Annotated in this window: 22 protein-coding genes; 12 read left to right on the top strand and 10 right to left on the bottom strand. The window is 47.3% G+C overall.

What is annotated here, in order from left to right; genetic code table 11:
• Positions 1 to 8: 8 nt before the first annotated feature.
• A complete protein-coding gene (gene ylbJ / locus ACIFQM_RS22355) occupies positions 9 to 1,343 on the bottom strand; it encodes a sporulation integral membrane protein YlbJ (RefSeq protein WP_430038083.1) in 1,335 nt (444 codons plus the stop codon).
• A gap of 414 nt (positions 1,344 to 1,757) precedes the next feature.
• Here ylbJ and ACIFQM_RS22350 point away from each other — a divergent pair, with 414 nt between their 5' ends.
• Together ACIFQM_RS22350 and ACIFQM_RS22345 are read left to right on the top strand one after the other, a co-directional pair.
• Positions 1,758 to 2,135, top strand: coding sequence for a globin (locus ACIFQM_RS22350; protein WP_044645421.1), 378 nt, complete (start codon positions 1,758 to 1,760; stop codon positions 2,133 to 2,135).
• A 42-nt stretch (positions 2,136 to 2,177) separates the two neighbouring features.
• Positions 2,178 to 2,888 (top strand): DUF2225 domain-containing protein, encoded by a 711-nt coding sequence (locus tag ACIFQM_RS22345; RefSeq protein ID WP_430045639.1) that lies wholly within the window; start codon positions 2,178 to 2,180, stop codon positions 2,886 to 2,888.
• Between the two features lie 89 nt (positions 2,889 to 2,977).
• Here ACIFQM_RS22345 and ACIFQM_RS22340 read toward each other — a convergent pair whose 3' ends face one another.
• A complete protein-coding gene (locus tag ACIFQM_RS22340) occupies positions 2,978 to 3,214 on the bottom strand; it encodes a hypothetical protein (RefSeq protein WP_430038090.1) in 237 nt (78 codons plus the stop codon).
• A complete protein-coding gene (locus tag ACIFQM_RS22335; RefSeq protein WP_014277894.1) occupies positions 3,211 to 3,381 on the bottom strand; it encodes a YycC family protein in 171 nt (56 codons plus the stop codon). The genes ACIFQM_RS22340 and ACIFQM_RS22335 overlap by 4 nt, the downstream gene beginning before the upstream one ends.
• Positions 3,382 to 3,477: 96 nt before the next feature.
• On the opposite strand from ACIFQM_RS22335, the gene ACIFQM_RS22330 reads away from it, so the two are divergent.
• A complete protein-coding gene (locus tag ACIFQM_RS22330) occupies positions 3,478 to 5,265 on the top strand; it encodes a M3 family oligoendopeptidase (protein ID WP_430038093.1) in 1,788 nt (595 codons plus the stop codon).
• A gap of 260 nt (positions 5,266 to 5,525) precedes the next feature.
• Positions 5,526 to 5,927, top strand: a complete 402-nt coding sequence (locus tag ACIFQM_RS22325; RefSeq protein ID WP_430038096.1) for an O-methyltransferase — start codon at positions 5,526 to 5,528, stop codon at positions 5,925 to 5,927.
• Positions 5,928 to 6,050: 123 nt separating this feature from the next.
• Here ACIFQM_RS22325 and ACIFQM_RS22320 read toward each other — a convergent pair whose 3' ends face one another.
• Both ACIFQM_RS22320 and ACIFQM_RS22315 read right to left on the bottom strand, forming a co-directional pair.
• A complete protein-coding gene (locus tag ACIFQM_RS22320; RefSeq protein ID WP_137060162.1) occupies positions 6,051 to 6,287 on the bottom strand; it encodes an alpha/beta-type small acid-soluble spore protein in 237 nt (78 codons plus the stop codon).
• A gap of 90 nt (positions 6,288 to 6,377) precedes the next feature.
• Positions 6,378 to 7,343: an aldose 1-epimerase gene (locus tag ACIFQM_RS22315; RefSeq protein ID WP_430038099.1), complete on the bottom strand. Its 966-nt coding sequence runs from the start codon at positions 7,341 to 7,343 to the stop codon at positions 6,378 to 6,380.
• 458 nt (positions 7,344 to 7,801) lie between these two features.
• Between ACIFQM_RS22315 and trpS the strand changes: the two genes are divergently transcribed.
• On the top strand, positions 7,802 to 8,791 hold the full coding sequence (gene trpS, locus ACIFQM_RS22310; protein ID WP_430038102.1) for a tryptophan--tRNA ligase: 990 nt from the start codon (positions 7,802 to 7,804) through the stop codon (positions 8,789 to 8,791).
• Between the two features lie 50 nt (positions 8,792 to 8,841).
• On the opposite strand, the gene ACIFQM_RS22305 is transcribed toward trpS, so the two are convergent.
• Positions 8,842 to 9,009, bottom strand: a complete 168-nt coding sequence (locus ACIFQM_RS22305) for a hypothetical protein (RefSeq protein WP_016324694.1) — start codon at positions 9,007 to 9,009, stop codon at positions 8,842 to 8,844.
• Between the two features lie 121 nt (positions 9,010 to 9,130).
• Here ACIFQM_RS22305 and ACIFQM_RS22300 point away from each other — a divergent pair, with 121 nt between their 5' ends.
• Entirely contained in the window at positions 9,131 to 9,352 is a 222-nt protein-coding gene (locus ACIFQM_RS22300) for an alpha/beta-type small acid-soluble spore protein (protein WP_025686385.1), read from the top strand.
• 262 nt (positions 9,353 to 9,614) lie between these two features.
• On the opposite strand, the gene ACIFQM_RS22295 is transcribed toward ACIFQM_RS22300, so the two are convergent.
• The gene (locus ACIFQM_RS22295; protein WP_430038105.1) at positions 9,615 to 10,598 is read right to left on the bottom strand and encodes a metal-dependent hydrolase; all 984 of its coding nucleotides are present in this window, start codon (positions 10,596 to 10,598) and stop codon (positions 9,615 to 9,617) included.
• A 204-nt stretch (positions 10,599 to 10,802) separates the two neighbouring features.
• On the opposite strand from ACIFQM_RS22295, the gene cyoE reads away from it, so the two are divergent.
• Complete coding sequence (gene cyoE / locus ACIFQM_RS22290) at positions 10,803 to 11,747, top strand: heme o synthase (RefSeq protein WP_430038108.1); 945 nt, start codon at positions 10,803 to 10,805, stop codon at positions 11,745 to 11,747.
• Between the two features lie 117 nt (positions 11,748 to 11,864).
• On the opposite strand, the gene ACIFQM_RS22285 is transcribed toward cyoE, so the two are convergent.
• From ACIFQM_RS22285 to ACIFQM_RS22275, 3 genes are all read right to left on the bottom strand, one after another.
• Entirely contained in the window at positions 11,865 to 12,206 is a 342-nt protein-coding gene (locus ACIFQM_RS22285) for a toprim domain-containing protein (RefSeq protein WP_430038111.1), read from the bottom strand.
• Between the two features lie 171 nt (positions 12,207 to 12,377).
• A complete protein-coding gene (locus ACIFQM_RS22280) occupies positions 12,378 to 12,467 on the bottom strand; it encodes a YjcZ family sporulation protein (protein WP_430038243.1) in 90 nt (29 codons plus the stop codon).
• 154 nt (positions 12,468 to 12,621) lie between these two features.
• The gene (locus ACIFQM_RS22275; protein WP_430038114.1) at positions 12,622 to 13,791 is read right to left on the bottom strand and encodes an MFS transporter; all 1,170 of its coding nucleotides are present in this window, start codon (positions 13,789 to 13,791) and stop codon (positions 12,622 to 12,624) included.
• A 213-nt stretch (positions 13,792 to 14,004) separates the two neighbouring features.
• On the opposite strand from ACIFQM_RS22275, the gene ACIFQM_RS22270 reads away from it, so the two are divergent.
• From ACIFQM_RS22270 to ACIFQM_RS22250, 5 genes are all read left to right on the top strand, one after another.
• Positions 14,005 to 14,481: a hypothetical protein gene (locus tag ACIFQM_RS22270; RefSeq protein WP_430038117.1), complete on the top strand. Its 477-nt coding sequence runs from the start codon at positions 14,005 to 14,007 to the stop codon at positions 14,479 to 14,481.
• Positions 14,482 to 14,497: 16 nt separating this feature from the next.
• Positions 14,498 to 15,649 (top strand): transglutaminase domain-containing protein, encoded by a 1,152-nt coding sequence (locus ACIFQM_RS22265; RefSeq protein WP_430066144.1) that lies wholly within the window; start codon positions 14,498 to 14,500, stop codon positions 15,647 to 15,649.
• Positions 15,650 to 15,670: 21 nt separating this feature from the next.
• A complete protein-coding gene (locus ACIFQM_RS22260; protein ID WP_430038122.1) occupies positions 15,671 to 17,755 on the top strand; it encodes a peptidoglycan D,D-transpeptidase FtsI family protein in 2,085 nt (694 codons plus the stop codon).
• 180 nt (positions 17,756 to 17,935) lie between these two features.
• Positions 17,936 to 20,014: a peptidoglycan D,D-transpeptidase FtsI family protein gene (locus ACIFQM_RS22255; RefSeq protein WP_430038125.1), complete on the top strand. Its 2,079-nt coding sequence runs from the start codon at positions 17,936 to 17,938 to the stop codon at positions 20,012 to 20,014.
• Positions 20,015 to 20,095: 81 nt separating this feature from the next.
• On the top strand, positions 20,096 to 20,845 hold the full coding sequence (locus ACIFQM_RS22250) for a Cof-type HAD-IIB family hydrolase (protein WP_404519533.1): 750 nt from the start codon (positions 20,096 to 20,098) through the stop codon (positions 20,843 to 20,845).
• Positions 20,846 to 20,889 lie beyond the last annotated feature (44 nt).

The raw sequence follows: 20,889 nt of genomic DNA, 5'->3' as shown, positions 1-20,889 counted from the left end.
ACAATCGTTCATTCCCTGGGCGCTCCCCTTAGACGTGCCAATAAGCGGCTTGTGCCTGCACTCAACCAAGAGAGACAGAGCATAGCTATCAGCAGGCAGGTAAGGAATAGCAGGCTATGCCACAGCATAGTAGATGAGAAGCCGGGAGACCAGGTGATAACGTATATCGGAGAAAAGACCGGCGAGCTTCCCTGACCCATGAGCGGACGCCATAGCATGAGAGCCAGCAGAGCAGAGATGATGCCATGCGCAGCCCGAGCCAGCAAAAACGGCAGGTACCGGAGATTTGTCGTATTCAAAATACTCGCGACCTGTGCATGAACCGATAGTCCGCCCCAGGAGAGCACAAAGGCTGCTGCGGCTACCTTGAACGGCAAAGCTGCTCCTGTGGCTTCACCAGCGGCTTGTGACCCTAAAGTGACTTCGAAAATACCACCTACAATGGAATCTGTTAATGTAGGAGGAAGGTCGCAGGCGGACAACAAGCTTGCTGTAAGCAGACGAAGCCCACTCATTAAACCAGAGTTCGTCAAAGCTTCCAGAATGGCGCAGAAGAATACAACCAGTCCTCCTACGACAATAATAAGACGGAGGGAGGAAGCAATGGCTTGACGGAGCAGGTCCCCAAACGGACGACCATCTTCCAAGCGTGCTGTATGCATAGCAAGTAACGCTTGACGCAGTCGTCCGTGTCGTTGCGCAGAAGACGCATCTAACTTGGCATTTGGAGCGACAGGGAGGGATGTTGGTGTAGGCTGCACGGTGTGGTCTGCTGTGGTTGCAGCAGACTGGGGACGGTTGCCATGAGTATCAGCGTCCCCCGAGCGGGAACCGTGAAAGCGCATGAGCAGGCCGATGATCAGCACGCCACCATAATGGGCAGCGCCCAGTACGACTGCAATTTCAGGTTGATGGAAGAAGCCGACGGAAACGGCACCGATCAGGAATATCGGATCTGAGGAAGTTGTAAAGGCGACCAGCCGTTCTCCTTCGATACGGGTGATCCATTTTTGCTCCCACAGCTTGGCCGTTAATTTGGCTCCAATTGGGTAGCCGGATGCACAACTAACAGCGGCGACAAAGCCTCCGCAACCGGGTACACGGAACAAAGGCTGCATGAGCGGGTCCAGCAGTGTACCTATAAAATGAACGATGCCAAAACCAAGCAGCAGCTCGGAAATAACGAAAAACGGGAATAAAGACGGAAACAGCACGTCCCACCAAATGGCTAGACCACGAAGTCCGGCATTCAGAGAAGATTGCGGGTGCGCCGCCATAAGTATAAATAGGATTAGCAGCATAAGAATGAGCAAAGGGAGTGAGTAACGGCGGTATAGCGTCATAGAGGCCCCTCCTTTGGAGTTCTACCACTATTTCTATGGACGAGGATGGACAAAGAGTACTAAATAGTCAAGAAAGCGTTTGCGAGAAATACTATATTTTTGTAAAGATTATGTTAAAATTAAAAAAACAACGATCCATAACCTTAAGGATGGAGTGATCAGGATGAGTATCGTTGCTGGTCTGCTCGTATGTGCTTTTGTGTATGTTATTCGTGCCTCTCTCGTCCATCCCGGTGAAGAGGATTGGCGAAGTTATTAGCTGTGTTTGTAGAATGGCTGACCTGTTTGTAAGTCGTGCAAGCCTGTCTGTATATGTGAAATGATAAGATGACGCTTATTCTTAGCGTCATTTTTTGTTTTTTGTTATAATACGGGTGTATATTTATTACCATAGCACAGAAAGTTGGGGGAAAAGTGAATCCTAGCCTGAGCATTTATGACAATCTTGGGGGTGCGGAAGGTGTTCGTGCTATTATTGAGGCCTTCTACCCGAGAGTTTATAAAGATCCGTTGTTAAGTCCGTTGTTTCCTGAAGACATAGAGTCGGTCAAGGAAAGACAGTATATGTTCCTGAGCCAGTTTTTTGGCGGACCGTCCCTGTTTTCAGATGCTTATGGTCACCCGATGTTACGCGCCAGACATATGAAGTTTCCCGTAACGGAGGAGCGAGCAGAGGCGTGGTTGTCCTGTATGGCGGGTGCGTTAACGGATACAGGCATTGAGGAGCCGCTTCGTTCATTTATACTTAACCGATTGTCCGGTCCTGCGCATCATTTTGTAAATACCCCGTGAGCTTGCGGGGATTGCCGAATTTTGGAGAGGGTTGTAAAAACATTGGAAATTGAACCGTTATATCAGATTAAAATCTCTTGTCCTCTTTGTGAAGAAGAATTTCAGACATCTCGTGTCAGACCGAGCCTAAAGAAGGCAATTCGTACGGATTCAGACTTCTGCGCGTATTACAAGAATGAAAATCCCGATTTTTATGTCGTACGGGTTTGTCCTCATTGCGGATTTACCTCAACAGAGCATTCTACTGTTCAGTTAAGCGATCAGCAGAACAAGCTGTTTAAGGAAAAAATTGGTAATCGATGGCAATCTCGTGAGTATGGCGGACATCGCAACTGGGAAGAGGCGCTGGAAACGTACAAGCTGGGTTTACTGTGTGCGCAGGTCATTGGGGAAAAGGAACGGGTGATAGCAAGCTTGTTACAGCATATCGCGTGGATGTACCGATACCAGGGAAACGAGGAGCAGGAGCTTCGGTTTCTAAAGTTTAGTCTGGACTCCTATATTCGAGTCTATGAGCTGGAAGGTGTCGGGGCGAATAATGCCAAGCTTCTCTATCTGATTGGAGAATTGCATCGACGTACAGGCAACTTTAACGAAGCGGTTCGCTGGTTTTCACGTGTCATTAATGACAAGAAGATTATGGACGCGGCTATGATCCGGGCTTCCCGTGAACAATGGGCTGTATTGAGAGAACAAATGCTGGCTAAGGATATTCAACTGCCGGAGGAAATGCAGGACGCAAGCTCCTCCTGATAAAAAAGGTGTGCACTATGGCCGGTTCAGGCTCATGGTTCACACCTTGTTTACAAAAAAAGGTTATTCTTTTTAATACTGCTCATGAATTATTGATGGCGTAGGGTGGTATCTGACAGCAGATAATCGTTGTCACAATCCACCAAAGTAATTCTGTTGTGGCAGCATGGAAACACAAGCAGCTTTTTCATACCTTCATGTATGAGCTCAAGCTCTTTGGGCTTTAGGGGTAGCAGGACGTTCTCATGGTCGCAAAACGGACAATATTGTACATAAACGTCTCCCATGACAATGTCATAAGGCCAGGTTTTGTGAAAAGGAATCATGATTTGTCCGATTCACCGCCGTTCGGGTCAGCGGTTTCTTCTTTGGCCAGTTCGGCCAGCTTTTGCATCAGAATATGCTGGGGTGTATGCATGAGATGTTCCAGCGGAATGCCGAGCTTTTCGGATAATTTCACAGCCGTTTCCGGCGAAATTTGTAAAGGTCTCATCCTGTATTCCTCCCAATTGTAGTGATTTTACCATCACGATGTAGCTTTATTGTATATGAAACCACATGATTCGCAAAAAAGAAAGGTGGAACTGCTATGAAAACACCATTGAAGCAAACATGGGATTTGGAATCCATATTTAGTGGGGGGTCTTCCTCTTCCTCATTTAAAGCATTTTTGGAGGAACTGGAGAGTAAGGTTCAGCAATTGCAGTCCCAGCTTAAATCAGCCAAAGTACCGCAAACGGTATTGGATACCGAGCGTCTGGATAGTGTGCTGAGTGCTATGCAAGAGCTGTTTAACGGAGCATCGCAAGCAGGTTCTTTTGTTTCCTGTCTGACTGCTCAGAACCAACATGACAAGCAGGCTGTGGAACTGGGCGCACGCATCAATACGCTATATGCACAGGGGAAAAGTGCTTTGGTTTCATTCCAGAACTTGCTGGCACAAACGAGTGAGGACATTTGGCAGAAGTGGATGGAACGGGAAGCGATTAAACCGATCTCTTTTGTCCTGAATGAATACCGGAACGAGGCTCGTGAGAAAATGGCACCTGAGCTGGAAAGTCTGGCATTGGATTTGGCTGTGGACGGCTACCACGGTTGGGGTGATTTTTATGACACGATTGTCAAAAATATGACGATCCCTGTTCCAGAGAATGGGGAAATCGTAAATCTGTCTGTAGGGCAGGCTGCCAACAAGCTGGATGAACCGGATCGTAGTGTACGTCAAGAAGTGTTCACACGTTGGGAAGAAGCATGGACCAAGGTGGAGGACTATTGTGCGGATACGCTTAATCATCTGGCAGGCTTCCGCCTCAAGCTGTATGAAAATCGGGGCTGGACGGACGTGCTCAAGGAGCCGCTGGAAATCAGCCGCATGTCGGCACAGACGCTGGATACCATGTGGCAGGTCATTAATGAAACGAAGCCTGTACTGGTTAAATATCTGGAGCGGAAGGCGAAGCTGCTGGGCCTGGAGAAACTGTCGTGGCATGACGTTGAGGCCCCACTGGGAACGTCCACTACTAAAATTTCATACGACGATGCAGCTGGAACGATTGTTGAGCAATTCGGTAAATTCAGTCCAAGAATGGCTGATTTTGCCCAAATGGCTTTTGAGAAAAGCTGGATTGAAGCAGAAGATCGTCCGGGCAAACGTCCTGGCGGATTCTGTACTTCCCTTCGTCTTAGTAAAGAGACCCGTATTTTCATGACCTACGCCGGATCGCCTTCCAACGTTTCGACACTGGCCCATGAGCTTGGACACGGTTATCATCAGCATGTGATGAATGAAATGCATCCATTGAATCAGAATTATGCAATGAATGTGGCCGAGACGGCTTCGACGTTGGCAGAGCTGATTGTATCGGATGCTTTGCTGGAGGCTGCGGAGGGGCAGGAAAAGGTGGCTTTGCTGGAGGATAAAATTCAGCGTGGCGTAGCCTTTTTCATGAATATCCATGCCCGCTTTTTGTTTGAAACCCGTTTTTACGAGCTGCGAAAAAAAGGGGTCGTAGGAGCGCAACAATTGGGAGAATTAATGGAGCAAGCACAGCGTGAAGCGTTCAGTGGTGTTTTGGATGAGGCTCATCCTCATTTTTGGGCCTCCAAGCTGCATTTCTATATTACGAACACTCCATTTTACAACTTCCCATATACGTTTGGATACATGTTCAGTGCCGGGATTTACGCCTTTGCGAAGAAAAATTCAGATGGCTTTGCCGATCAATATGATGCCTTGCTGCGTGATACGGGTCGCATGACCGTGGAAGAATTGGCCTCCAAGCATTTGGGCACTGATTTAACACAGGCTGACTTCTGGCGTAATGCCGCTCAAGTCACAGTTCAGGATGTTGAGCAATTTTTGCAAATGACGGAATAACGGTTATACACTCCAAACAGGTCTCCCGTAAGGGGGGCCTTTTTTGTGATTCTTGCATAATATGAGGGATAATGTCGTAATATGTCGAATTAGAGTTCGTATTACCTGTTGGCGAAATTTAAATTGATGGATATACTTAGAAATTAGTTATAAATGCCCATTTATGTTGTTTATGATTGTAACGTTAAAAAGCTTCGCATATAATTGAGTCATAAGACCTATTAACGGTTTTGAAACAGGTATATAGGGGGATTTTTGTAATGGATGAAGTAGGTAAATTGTCGTTAGCAAGGCAGATGGATATCATTTTTAAAGAGCTGGATGATGAATTGGCAGGTTTGTCGTCAGGAACTGTATTTGTACAAATACGTAACAACGTGGTTGGTAAATTTGGTATTCGTCATAATCCGATTGCAGGTAAGGGAGGTACCTTTGGTGCGGTGGAGCCAGGGCTGTCTGTAGATCATCGGGCGGACTTCCGTCGTATGGCGCTGGATACACTAAATCACAAGCGGAGTTGGACTCATGGTGAAATTGCTTTCGATTTTGCCGTCAGACAGGGAACCATTCTGGTGGATGCTACGCTGGAATCGAATTATAACATGGCGAATCTCATGATCCGTTATAACAAGCCTACATACCGAGCGGCTAATTCGGAATAATCATCCATAGAAAAGGGTAAAGAAAGGGCGGCCTTCCTGGGGAAGACCGCCTTTGTTATATGCCCGCCTTATCGCATTTTAGTTAAATGCGTAAACGGAATGCTTCATGTGGAATAATGACGCTTATTGACCTGAACGACCTGATAATTGCTGTTCGGCCAGCTGTACCAAGCGTTTAGTGATATAACCCCCCAGAGAACCAGCCTCACGGGATGGCATGTCACCATAATAACCGTCTGCCGGAATGGTAATGCCCAGCTCTTGTGCAGCTTCGTATTTCAATTGTTGCAGTGCATTGTTGGCTTGAGGTACAACCAGGTTGTTGCTACGGCGTCCTCTGCCTTGATTAGCTTCATACATGTGTAGTCACCTCCTTCGGCTGTGATGAGGTTATTATGCGACAGAGTTATGAAAATATGCGCCGAAGGAAGGAAAATGAATAGAGGGAAATTACGGATATATCATATGAACCTGAGTTTTCAGGTTAATGGACTGCTGAGGCTCCAGTCGAATCAGTCCGCTCGTTCCTACAGGATCGTGCATATTGGGTGCATTAGGCAACAAAGTATAAGGCTCGATGCAAAAATACTGATCGCATTCACCCTTGGTATACAACACCCAATACTTAAAGTATTGCTCATCTGCTGTGTACCGAATCTGATAACCGTCATCACGGGTCAACAGGGCCTCAGCAGGTCCCTCCGATGCTCGCAGCAGCGTATCCAGATTCGTTCCTTTCAGGGAAAGTCCCGTAGAGAGCGTCTCCAAGTCATTTAAAGGGGTGATTGTACCTGTTGGAAGCTGTTCAGCGTCTTGCTCATATACGCCGTTCACAGGCAGCTTCAGGCGCCAGCGCTCAGGCTCTCCGTCCACCATAAACCAGGTGTGGTATCCCAAGCCGAACGGGGCTGCTTTGTCACCCAGATTCGTTACACGCAGCGTTTGACTCAATACAGGTCCCTGCAAGCGGTAAGTCATCTCCAGCCGTAGGGGAATAGGAAACTGCTCCATCCAGTGCGGATCACTTTCCGTCAACAGCTCGGTGGTCACGCTGCAACCTTCCTCATCTTCTTCAATATCACTGCAACGCCAGGATTGATTACGATGCAGCCCGTGTATATGATTGTCGTTGGCCGTATTCCGATCAAACTGATAGGGAACACCGTCAAACTCGAATTGTCCTTTGCGGATTCGGCCGGGAGGGATCAGAATCGGCAAGCCAAAATGATACGGCTTTTGCAAATAAAAGGCCAGTTCTTCCTCGCCAGGACGCCGTACGATATCCCGATCCAGCTTCAGATCACGCACTGAGATAATATTATTCCCGAGACGGGGGATCATCGTAACTTCCAGCTCAGGGCTATGTAAAACATACGTGTCGTAACCATTCCAATGTTCTTTGGTCACTTGTTTCATATCCATGCTCCTTTGTCCACTATAATCGGTTGAAGCTTCGTGTCATTATGATAACAGATTTTTGCTCGCAGGGTACAATCGTCATTTGACAATTACAGGATGCGGAATTATCATAAATGTAGTTTACAATGTAATGACATGGATAACGCGATGATGAGGACAAGTAAGCCTTCGCATACGCTCTTCAGAAAGCCGGTGGTAGATGCGAACCGGTGAGCCTGCACTGCTGAATGGACCTTGGAGTGCCATACAGAACAGGAAGCATTCTTCCTCAGTATGACGGCCGCTTGCTCCCCGTTAACGGAGCTATAAGATTGCAAGCAGCCACGGGGCATGACTCCGACAAGTAACAGGCTGAAGACAATGAATAAGGGTGGTACCACGGTCTCGCGTCCCTTGAGGATGCGGGGCCTTTTTGCGTTCAATTGTTTCAATAAATTTCAGGAGGAATGATGAATATGAAGACTGTACTTTCAGGCATTCAGCCCAGCGGGAAGCTTACTTTGGGCAATTATATCGGTGCAATGAAAAACTTTGTCAAGCTGCAAGAGGATCATCGCTGTTACTTTATGGTCGTAGACCTTCATGCTATTACGGTGTCCCAGGACCCAGCTCAATTGCGTGAACAGTCGGAGGCTGTGGCGGCATTATTTATTGCAGCAGGTATTAACCCCGAGCAATCCAACGTCTTTTTACAATCCCATGTACCTCAGCATGCGGAGCTGGGATGGTTGATGACAACCCTGACCCATATGGGCGAGCTGGAACGCATGACCCAGTTCAAGGACAAATCGGCGGGTAAGGACTCGGTAGGTGCGGGCTTGTTCGTATACCCAGCGCTAATGGCAGCAGATATTTTGCTTTACAATGCGGATTTGGTTCCGGTAGGTGAAGATCAAAAGCAGCATCTGGAGCTTACACGCGATTTGGCTGGTCGTTTCAATCACCGCTACGGAGATTATTTCACTGTTCCAGAGCCGTATATCCCTGAGGTGGGCGCACGAATTATGTCATTGGATGATGCCTCCAAAAAAATGAGCAAAAGCAATCCGAATGCGGGCAGCTATATCGCTCTACTGGATGAACCGAAGGTCATTCGCAAGAAAATCAGTCGCGCTACCACTGATTCCGGTAGTGAGGTTAAATATGACCCGGCAAGCAAACCTGAGATCAGCAATCTGATGGGAATTTACAGCCAGTGTACGGGCCTGTCGCTTCAGGAAGTACAGAATCGCTATGAAGGTCAAATGTACGGTACGTTCAAAAAAGAGCTGGCAGAGGCGGTTGTAGCCACCCTGGAGCCTATTCAACAGCGTTATCGTGATATCCGGGAATCCGGTGAGATTGGACGCATTTTGGCCCAGTCCGCAGAGCGGGCGCAAGAAGCGGCTGAAATCACGCTGGCTGCGGTCAAAGAACGTATGGGGTTTTTGCCCCGCAAGCGCTAAGACAAACCGCAGACCAACGCAATCAGGCGTTTGACAGGAATGTGAATGTCTCAGGAGCGACGTTGTCTGGCCTTGATAACAAAGCCCCAGCCGATGTTGCCGACAGAGAGAAGGCCCAGTAAAATGGCAAGCCAAGCGGAATAACTGATGGATATGGCGGCTGCCGTCAGTAGGACAATGGATGATACGGCGAACCACAGTGATAGACCTTTGCTCATGGAAAAAACCTCCAGCTTTCGAATGTTGAATTTTAGGAATAAGCAGGTGTAAGCGAGCCATAATAATCTTGCAAGCTTGCAATGAACCTCACTCACACAAGAACTGAAAGGAGATTCAAATATGAGCAGACGTCGTTCAAACAACCTGCAAGTACCGCAGGCCAACGCCGCTTTACAACAATTAAAATATGAGGCCGCTCAAGAACTCGGCATCACAATCCCTCAGGATGGTTACTACGGTAACGTCGTTTCCCGCGAAACAGGCTCTCTCGGGGGATACATCACGAAAAAGCTGGTCCAACAAGCAGAGCAATCCTTGTCGGGCAGTGGCCGTATGCAGTAATACACATAAACACTCCATCTTGGAAGCTGTATTATGAGCAACTGTGATGAAGGAAATCCGGAGCAATCATGCTCCGGATTTTTTTGCGAGCATGGCTTATGACCATTGTGAATCACACAAGTCCGCTTCGTCAAGAGGGCGCTTTCATCAGCTCTTTATGGAGGGATGGTTTTTTCGGTGAACGGCAAAAGAACAGCAAGCTCCAGGATCAGGGGAGACTTGCTGTTCTTTTGTCATTCGCGTTGCTTGTTGATATGCTTTTTTAATTCGTATGCAGGGAGAGACGTTTCTGCATCTTTTCATGGCTGAGCCAGCCGATGTAGCTGTTGATCAGTCCAAACTGCTTATCCATAGCGACCACAGCCACGAAGGGATATTGCCTTCGATGCCGATACCGAACATCCGCCCAGCGTACAATGTAGCCCCATTCCAGCTCTTCCACCTCCGCAACAGCAAAGGAAGAAAAATAGCGAAATGCCTGCACGTCACGGTAGGATTTGGATGCTTCTACGGCCGGATGTGTGGACGGAACCGCATGTTTTGTCCAAAACAGATGCTTTCCGTTCAGTCCACCAATGTCATAACTTCCATTCTGATGAGCTTTTACCACATGCCACCGGTTCCAAGAAACCGTGGGAATGATATAATAGATATCGTCCGGCTGACGCTTGGTGTCCATATCACCTACCGCATTTCTGGTACGGAAATGACTCCAGGTGCGCCAAATATAGTACAGGCCTGTAATGATGTACAACGTAATAAATAAGGGAGCTGGTGAAACCAGTCCAGTGATCCACAGTAGAATAGCAGCAACATGGGTGCCGAATATGAAGGGATCAAAGATGTGAATAATATTCCATGATATCCATTTAGGTGTAAACGGTCGAAATGCCTGTGTCCCGTAAGTATTGAACAAATCTACAAACACATGCAGGCAGACAGCAATCGTGACCCACAAGGCGACATGTTCGATAGATACATCCCTGAAAATAAGAGCAATTAATCCCGTTATAGACAAGATCCATACCAACCAGAAAGGGATGGAGTGCGACAGTCCACGATGATTGCGGATGTAGGCTGCATTGTTTTTTAATCGCAGCAAGGTGTCAAAGTCTGGTGCCTGTGACCCTACGACCGTGGCGAGCAGTATGACTCCCGCCAGCTTAGGATCTGCGGCGACGGCTGGATCAGTGTAGGCCAGCCCGGCCAACCCGATCCCCATGACAAAGTGTGTGGCTGTATCCATATCTGTCGCTCCTTTTTGTATTGTATCCTGTACTTATTACTACCCCAATTTACTGTAAACGATCAGCAAGCTTGATTCGTTATCGAAATTGTGAACGTTTTGTGCGTTTTCTGTCAAACTTTTTATGGAGACTATATGATAAAATTTATATCGGAGTTCAACTTACTCCCGAATTCATACATCTCAAAGGGGGAGTTACTCACTATGGACAATATTAGTTATAAGGCTACTTCAGATACCGCTACCTATTCGGTTAAATCCAAACCACCCGGTAAGGCGGGGACATGGAAAGATTTTATAACAGTCACCAAGCCAGGCATTCTCCGCACTAATCTGGTTGCGGCATTTGGCGGTTTTTGGTTGGCCTCACAATGGGACGTTGACTATATAAAGCTGATTCTGACGTTGCTAGGTACCATGCTGGTTATGGCGTCTTCTTGTGTTTTTAACAACTATTTTGATCGTGAACTGGATTTGAAAATGGAGCGTACACGCAATCGCTCACTGCCAACAGGGCGTTTGACTCCCACAACGGTATTGTCATACGCTATTACTTTAGGTGTTGTCGGGCTGGCTATACTGTTCTTTTTCTCTGGTGTCAAGGCAGGATTGCTCGGTGTACTCGGTATGTTCGTATACGTCGGTATTTACACACTTTGGCTGAAACGATCATCCACATGGAGTACATCCATTGGCGGTATTTCGGGCGCAATGCCTCCTGTGATCGGCTATGTGGCCGCTTCGGGTCGTATTGACATGGGCGCATGGCTCTTATTCGCCCTTTTGTTCCTATGGCAGCCGCCTCATTTTTGGGCACTTGCAATCCGCAGGGTCGAAGAATACCGTGCAGCAGGATTTCCGTTGTTGCCTGTCGTGAAAGGTATTCACCGTACTAAAATTCAAATGATTCCATATATCGTGTTGCTGATTCCGGTTCCGATCCTGATGTATGCTTATGGATATGCTGGAATGATTTTCATGATCGTTTCCGTATTGCTGTCCGTGCTCTGGGCCTTTTATGCCTTTAAAGGTTTTACCATTAAAGAAGAAGAGACGGATTCCTGGGCTAAAAAAGTATTTTTCTTTTCCATTAACCATCTGACACTCAGCTTTCTGCTGATGATCGTGGATACGGTTCACAAGTTCTAAGAGAAGATATTTTTAAAAATTTTATTGCTGTGTAACATTTAGCTGTCCATCAGGCTTAAAAGCGGCCTGGCGGACAGCTTTTTTTGTGAATAGTCTTCATGACTAGGGTGGTCATAACTACGGAACTGGCGGGTATAAAATATACTCTTCCAGTCCTGCCTTTTCCAATTGGGCGATCACATATTCATCTGGTGTGCCTTCTACTCCTGCGTATCCTTTGCGGGTATACATATGATGCGCATCTGGAAAAGAGTCGGCAAGCACACCACGTATTTTTTTGCCTGAGCTGTCATTGTCCATAAATAAGTATATTTCGTCATGCTTGGCCTGCTTGCGGAGGGACTCCAGTTTTACTGAGTTTAGCGTGCCGAAGGTGCATAAGAGATGAACCTCGGGATCAAGTAAACGACGAAGTTTACTGCGGTCATTTTTCCCTTCAACGATAACGGTAATCGTCATCTTGCTCACCCCCTGCTTAAAGCCTGTGCTCGAAATTCCCCGGGAAATGAAAGAATATGTCTATAGTGTAGCTCCAAACAGGGTTCTCATGCAAAAAAAACAACAAAACAGCCTGCCGAGAGTGGCAGGCATGGGTACAGGGTGGCATGTTAGGGCAATTCAGACATTAAATTAAATCCAGCAAGTACGGAGAATAATGACGAGCAGGATATAAAGAACGAGAATGGTGCCGGTCGAAGTCCCAAATCCACCACAAGAAATAGGGCTCACAGGATGACAGTGGCTCACGGAATGCACCTCCCTTCATACATAAATGTTCAGTCAAACCAGTCTATGTTGATGAGGGCTTTAGGTACTGTGCATTCGCCTTCTTGTAAGGTACTTTGGGCGTTAAAGGGGGAGCATCTCAAGCGATCTAGGAATGATACGGTCCTGGGGCAGACAGCGGCGGTGTCGGGAATAACCGCTGAATGGGAATGAACAGCAAGCCGGTCATTAAAATCAGAAAAGCGATAAAAAAAGGTGAAAAATGAACGGGGAGCTGCCCGGCAAGCACTGGTCCGGCAAAGGAGCCGATAGACGTGGCAATGGATTGCAGTGCAAAGGTTTTGCCCAACCTTTCTCCTCCAAGCCGTATAAAGAGTGAGGCCAAGGCTGGAAACGTAATGCCTTTGGCTGTTCCGAGTATAAAGAGTACGACTCCAATCACAGATTCGGGTAAGGTAGCAAGGGCATAGAAGCTCAGAGACATCAGTATGATGCCGCAAATCAGCCGGATCATCGGTGAATACTTGTTCAGAAAAAGCAGACTGAGTGTGCAAAGCGCTCCCAGACTGATAATGGAAAAGAGCAGTCCCGTGGACATCATGGACGCAGTGCCATTGTTGCGTAACGGGATTTCATAAAATAAAATGCCTTGTGCGCACGCCAAAACAAAAGGCACAAGCAGGTAGCGCCAATTGAATGGTAAAAGCGGCTGCGCTCCGGTCAATGGGGCGGGTGCTACTTGCCCATCAGACAATTGAGCCTGGAGAGCAGGTGCCTTTTTAGGCAAAGTAAAATAAGCCATCAGTCCTGTGACCACGAGAATGATGCCGAGGGAACGGAATGTCTCGCTAAAGCCAAAGCTGGCTACAATGAACGCGCCTGCCGCTGGAGACAGGACAGAGGCTAACGTGTGAACTACGCCATGTCCCGACATATATTTGCCCTGCGTAACCGGATGATCGGATAGCTGGGCGAGCATAGTCATGCAGGCCGGGGACAAAAAAGCCAGCACAAAGCCGCTGACTGCACGAAGAAAAAGCAGCTCCCACGGCGTATGAATGTACGCCTGAATAATCAGGATGAGCCCTGCGGCTGTCAGACTGAACATAATATATCGGCGGCTACCGTGCTTATCTACCCTTGGCCCCGCCATTAAATTACCGGGCAGATGGGTCAGGGAGTATATGCCCAACATCCAGCCGATAAAGGTGGGCGCAGCGCCCAGAGAGATGGCGAATGGTGTGAGAATAGGATATTGCGCGTGCAGATCAAAAAAAGCGATAAATAAAAACAGATACAGCCAGAGGGCTGTTTTCAAGTGGACGACCCCCTTTCCCTAAATAGACTTTCTATGCTGCTATGTGGCATGAGCTCATTCTAAGTTGTACGCTGGAGTGGACGAACATAGACCCTTTTTGTGCGGACAAGGGGCGGAAAAGAGCTAAGCTGACAGGGCGTTATGTAATCATGTATAATTACAGAGACGATTTTACAATTCGAAAGATGCAGTTGAAAACGGGAGTGTAGTGAAATGGATAAGAGTGTCTGGACAGAATTTTTAAAACATAATTGGCAGATCGTTCAGGATAACTGGCTCTATATATTAATTGGGCTTGTCCTAATGCTTGTCATATTGAAGATTGTGAGAACCCTTGTTAAATGGCTGCTTGTCATTGTGGTGGTTGTGGGCTTGCTAATCTACAGCGGTATTTCCTTTGATCAGGTTGGCAAGGTAGTTACCCAGGCGAAGGATGATGCGATTAACAAGTTTCAGAGCGAGGCCTTGAGCATGATGATCAAGGAAGGACGGGATGCGAAATACAGCTCTAACGGAGACGGTACCTTTTCGGTAACCAGCTCCAACTTGGAGGTAAAAGGCCCGTTCGATGGTGATAAGGTCAAGGTGTGGTTTCAAGGCATGCCGCTGGGCGAGTGGAGCATGAGCGACACCGTCAAGAAATATATCGAAAGTGCGAAAGGCTCGACTGTAACACAACAGTCGCCGTAAAGACAGGGGGAGCATGATGAAACCATCCTGGCTGGAGCCTGTCCTTCATTGGAATGGCGTGACGGTGTTGTTGATCGCTATCGTTCTTGTGTCGTTAATACAGGGCTGGCGGCGGGGAGCTTCCAGATCTGTAGGTGCTCTATTCGGTCTCATTGTGGATGGCATACTGACCGTTGCCGGAATTTTGTGCTCATTAGGGCTGGCTATGTGGCTTTCACCGAAGGTGCAGCAATGGCTGGCCGCTTATATGGAGCATTTGCCACAACGGGGACTGAGCGGAATTAAGCAATTTTATTATACGCTTGTAGCAGGGCTTGAGGGCTTTCCGCTGCTGCGTTTTGCCGTATTGTTCATGCTCAGCTATGCTGTCGCGCAATTTGTGCTGCGTGCGATTTATGTGATGGTAGTGGGTGGCAGATCGGATAACTCTCTACGTGAGCATGAAAACAAATCGGGCCTTTTCAGCAGGCTGGCGGGGGCCGGGATTGGTACCCTCATCGGCGGAGCGCGCGCAGTGATGGTCATAGCCTTGCTGTTTATAGGTGTAAGCTTATACCCAGACAGTGGATTTAGCAGCTATGTCCAAGCTTCACCGATTTATAAACAAGGAGCGCAATCGGTTATTGAACCTTTGTCCGGCACGCTGATTAAGGATAAGCTGCCCGTATTTACGCAGGCTGTCACCAAGGAATTGAACGGCATTTTGCAGCGTAAATATGAAATGATCGACCGGGATATACCGAACGATATTGAGCAGGCCGCGACCAAGATTACAGAGGGGGCAAGCGGCGATGAGCAAAAAGCCAGAGCGTTGTATCAGTGGGTAGGCACGCGTATTAGCTATGATTACGGCAAGGTGGACGCCTATGAGCAGCGTGGTGACTGGCATGAGCAGACTCCCAGAGATACGTTTGATACACGCAAGGGTGTCTGTATTGACTATGCCCGCCTCTATGCGGTGATGGCCCGTTCTCAGGGGCTTCAGGTCAAGGTGGTGACTGGGCTTGGTTACAACGGGCAGGGAGGCTACGGTTCACATGCCTGGAATGAAGTGTACTTGAGTGGGCAGCATCAGTGGGTACCGTTAGACCCGACCTGGGCACAGAATGGAGACTGGTTTAATCCGCCTGGTTTTGCCCAAACACATATCAAGGATAAAGTGATTTAAAAAAGGAGTGGAAAAGGGCACATGAGAAAGATGGACAACGAGCAAGGAAAAGACAACGAGACGTCCGACCGAAAAAGATTCAGCTTCCGGATCAATCTGTTCTTTTTCAGCTCGTTCATTATATTTACGGTCATTATCGTAAGACTGGCGATACTTCAATTTGTGGAGGGCCCTCAGCTTAAGCAGCAGGAGGCCAGTAATGTTACCAAAAATGTACCGCTTACGCCGATTCGCGGAACGATTTACGATTCAACCGGGCAGAACAGGCTGGCATATTCTACACCGGTACAATCGCTGTATATCACGCTTTCCAAGAACTACAGTGATAGTATGGAAAAATTGCGGGATAATGATAAAAAGCTGTTGCCTGAGCTGGAGAAGATGACGCAAAAGCTGGCGAATCGGTTTGCCAAATATGGCGATAAAAACGAGCCCAAAATGACGGCAGCGCAAATTATGGATGCTATGGACCGAAACTATCAACGGTTTAGCGGTTTTACGCCCCGCCTGATTAAAACCAATCTTAATAAAGATGAAGTTGCCTATTTCATGCAGCATAAAAGCGAGTTTCCAGGGTTAGATGTTGTTGAGGAAACTGTACGCCATTATGATCCTGATACGGTGGCTGTCCAAACAGTGGGCTACATTAAAAGCTATAAAAGTGCCCGTGAAACGTTGGATAAATATAAGAATATTCAAAAATCCATGTCAGCTGAAAATGACCCGGGTCTCATTTATATGGATAACGAATCCGTTGGCTTTGACGGATTGGAATTTCAATATCAGGAACAGTTACGAGGGAAAAATGGCTACAAAACGGTCCCGATTGATCCGCGTAATATGCCGGAGGGTGTAGATTCCGTTACTCCTCCGCAGAAGGGAAACAACATTTATTCCACCATTAACAAAGAGATTCAGGTTAAAACAGAAACCGCCATTATGGATCAATTAAGATGGTTGCATTCCCATGCTGTATCTGGCAAGACTCATCCTTATGCCAAAACAGGCTTTGCTGTAGCCATGGAAGTGGATACTGGTAATGTGGTAGCGATGGCCAGTATGCCGGATTATGATGCGAACTATTGGCAAACCGGAAATATATCATCAGATAACTACAAGAAAATTCAAAATGTATATTTGAATGGTACTATACGCTCCTTCGGCTCCGGTCAATCGGGTCAACATCCAGAGTCGGTTGTATTGCTCGGTTCCACGATCAAACCGCTATCTGTGTTGGTGGGCTTAGAGGAAGGTCTATTCAGTACATCGTCCTATTATCAGGATACGGGTGCTGCTTATTTTGGACGTAACAATTCGTCTCGGGTACGTAACTCTTCGGGTCATGTGTATGGCGGACTGGACCCGGCATCTGCTATTCGACATTCCTCGAATGCATTCATGGTCGATATGGTAGGCAAAAGACTATACAACAAATACATTAATAATGCCAAGGAAGATCAAGGTGTGAATGTATGGGACCGTTACATGAAGGAGTTTGGACTAGGTGTGTCAACGGGGGTAGATTTGCCAATGGAATATCCTGGGTTAAGAGAGTATGGACCTAGAAGCAAGGAGTCGTCACTGTCCAAGTTGGCGTATGCTTCTTTTGGTCAGCAAGGGAAATATACAACGCTCCAGCTTGCACAATATACAGCCGTGTTGGCTACCAAGGGCAAACGAATGGAGCCACATTTGGTCAGTCAAATTAAAGATACCAATGGAAATGTAGTCCAAACGATTAAGCCGAAGGTGCTGAATGAAGTGAAATTCCCGGATGCTTACTGGAATGAAGTCATACGCGGGATGGCTACAGATGTCAGTGCATTTAAGGGTTTCCCGTATGACTTCGCCCGCAAAACAGGTACATCTCAGCAAAGCGTAGGCGGAACACTGAAGGATAACGGGGTATTCATTGCCTTTGCACCACGAAAGAATCCCAAGCTGGCTGTAGCAGTCATTATTCCCGAAGGAGGTTTTGGCGCGACGAGCGCTGGACCTGTGGCGCGTAAAATTTTCGATGCCTACGACGAAGTGTACGGTCTGGACGGTGTACCGAAGAAAAAGGATGCTACAGCATCTGATCCCAATGCAGTCAAACAGCCATAATATAGTACTACGTAACAATTCATTAAAGCTTCTCTCGGCCTTTGTGCTAAGAGGAGCTTTTTTTATGATCTTTATCCGTTTTCTTACAAAATTGTAACCACCAAATTCATCATTATTTCCCGCTATTATGGTAGGATCAGGGATATGATAACCCGGTGAAAGGAGTAATGACCTGCTAATATGGACAGAGGCAGTTTGGATAAGAAGTTTTCATTCAAAAAGAAAAGCCATGAAGAAAATGAAGAGGCACAAAAAAAGCGGACGGTTTTTCGGACTAATCTTCTTTTTTTCAGTGTTTTTGTGTTATTTGCCATTATCTTTACCAGACTAGCGGTCTTACAGTTTGTGCAATCGGCAGAACTGAAGGAGCAGCAGCAATCCGTAAATACGAAAAATGTCCCGTTAGCCCCGAGACGCGGCACGATTTATGACTCTTCGGGTCTCGTCAAGCTGGCGTATTCTACTCCGGTACAGTCGCTGTATGTGACCTTACCCAAGGATTATAGCAAACGAGCAGAAAAAGACCGTAAGCCGGGAAAAAAGCTGCTCCCCGAGTTTAATGCTTTTGCTGAAAAGCTTGCTGTCAAGCTGAATGAGTTAGGAAGTACAGAGGGCGAGCAACTTGATGTAGAGAAAATTAAGGAACGGCTGGACAAGGACTACACTCAATACAGGGGCTTTACTCCGCGCCTGGTCAAATCTGACTTGAATCGGGAGGAAATCGCATATTTTTTGGAGCATCGGCAGGAGTTCCCCGGGATTGAGGTTGTTGAAGAAAGTGTGCGCCATTATGACCCGGATCGGGTGGGGGTGCAAACGATTGGATATATGTACAAGTTCAAAGGAGCGCGAACCAATCGGCCAAAGTACAAGGAGCAATATGAAGCCAATTCGGAGGTCCAAAGACCCGAACAGGTTTACTCGGAAAGTGAGACCGTCGGATATGATGGCTTGGAGCTTCAGTATCAGGATGAGCTGAGAGGAAAAAACGGCTATAAAACGGTAGAGGTAAATCCGCGCAGCATGCCGGAAGGCATAGAATCCATTACTCCTCCGAAAAAAGGATACCATCTGTATTCCACCATTAACAAGGAAATTCAGCAAAAAACGGAACAAGCGATTGTTGATCAGCTTCGTTGGCTTCATACCCATCCGGTATCGGGTAAGCTCCACGGCGATGCCACTACCGGCTTCGCTGTAGCGATGGAGGTCGAGACAGGGAATGTCGTAGCGATGGCCAGTATGCCGGACTATGACTCCAATGTATGGAAAACGGGAAGTACATCGCCTTCGGTATATGACGAAATTCAGCATAAAATGGGGAACGGAACGATTAAATCCGTACCTAGTGGAAAAGCGGGTCCGCATCCAGAATCTTCGGTGCTGCTGGGTTCAACCATTAAACCCCTAACCGTGCTGATCGGGTTGAAGGAACACTTATTTTCTCCGGGACAAACTTATCTCGATACGGGGAGCGCATACTATGGTAAAAATCGATCCAGTCGGGTCGGTAATTCGAGTGGACATGTATATGGTCCTCTGACACCTAGCAAGGCAATCGAGTTTTCGTCGAATACTTTCATGGTGGATATGATCGGCAAGCCGCTGTATGACAAATACGGAAGTAATGCAGGGATGCATCAGGGGATTGATGTATGGGACAAGTATATGAAGGCATTTGGATTAGGCGTACCGACTGAAGTCGATCTGCCAGGCGAGTGGGCAGGCAGGCTTGAGTATACGAGCAAGTATGAAAGTGCGCTGACACGCTTGGTACAGGCTTCCTTTGGTCAACAGGGGAAATACACGGCGATGCAGCTTGCCCAGTATACAACCGTGCTGGCAACGAAGGGCAAGCGTATGCAGCCGCATTTGGCCAGTAAAATTGTAGATGATCAGGGCAACCTCGTGCGTGAGTTCAAGCCCAAGGTGCTGAATGAGGTCGCTTTTTCAGATACGTACTGGAATACAGTGATTCGCGGTATGGCTACGGATGTTAAAGCATTTAACGGGTTTCCGTATGATTATGCCCGTAAAACGGGGACTTCCCAGCAGGTGGTGGGACGTGCGGTTAAAGATAACGGGGTGTTTATTGCTTTTGCTCCGCGTCAAAATCCGAAGCTGGCCGTAGCAGTCATTATTCCTGAAGGGGGCTTTGGCTCGACGAGCGCTGGACCTGTGGCACGTAAAATATTTGACGCTTATGACGAGGTTTACGGGTTGGATGGTACACCAAAAAAGCCACAGGCAGCGAAGTGAGGACTTGATTCTTTTGTGGGCTTCTCTTTTTCATGGTAAAATGTCGTTGGACATAAGGGACATACAGGAGGAAGAGAACCCATGGGAGAAAACCAATATAAATACAAGCTGCTTGCGCTCGACATGGATGGAACTTTATTGAACGACAATCATGAAATTACGCTGGAAACGATCAACTGGATTAACAAGGCGATTCAAGAGGGGATTCACGTGTGCTTGTCTACCGGACGGGCGGCGATGCATGCTTTGCCTTACGGGCAACAGCTCGGTCTGGATACGCCTATGGTAACGGTAAACGGCAGCGAGGTATGGAAATCCCCGCATGAACTGTGGCGCCGTTATTTGCTTGATAAGGAGCTAGTTCGGGAAATGCACCGGATTGCTGTAGAAACCGGGTCCTGGTTCTGGGCATACTCCACTGAGGAATTATTTAACAGAGATCGTTGGCCAGATACATTGGATACACAGGAATGGCTTAAATTCGGTTATAATACGGAAAATGACGAAATTCGTCATCAAATTTTGCTCAAGCTTCAGGACATGGGTGGACTTGAAATTTCCAATTCATCCATGACGAACTTGGAAATCAACCCGGCTGGTATATCGAAGGCCAGTGGGATTGCTGAAGTATGCGATTTGCTTGGAATTACAATGGAACAGGTAGTCGCTGTGGGTGATAGTTTGAATGATTTGGCTGTGATTCAAGCGGTTGGACTGGGTGTTGCGATGGGTAATGCACAGGATACGGTAAAAGAAGCGGCTGATCTGGTCGTAGCTTCGAACAATGAAGATGGCATCGTTGAAGTTATCCGCGATTATGTACTTGTCTAAGAGAACGAATGATGAAGCATATGGGATAATTATTGGACGAGAAG

It is taken from the genome of Paenibacillus sp. NRS-1782 (assembly GCF_050467685.1).
Lineage (GTDB): Bacteria > Bacillota > Bacilli > Paenibacillales > Paenibacillaceae > Paenibacillus > Paenibacillus terrae_A.
Note: the sequence above shows the minus strand (reverse complement) of the source record. Positions and strands in the feature narration are given on the sequence as shown.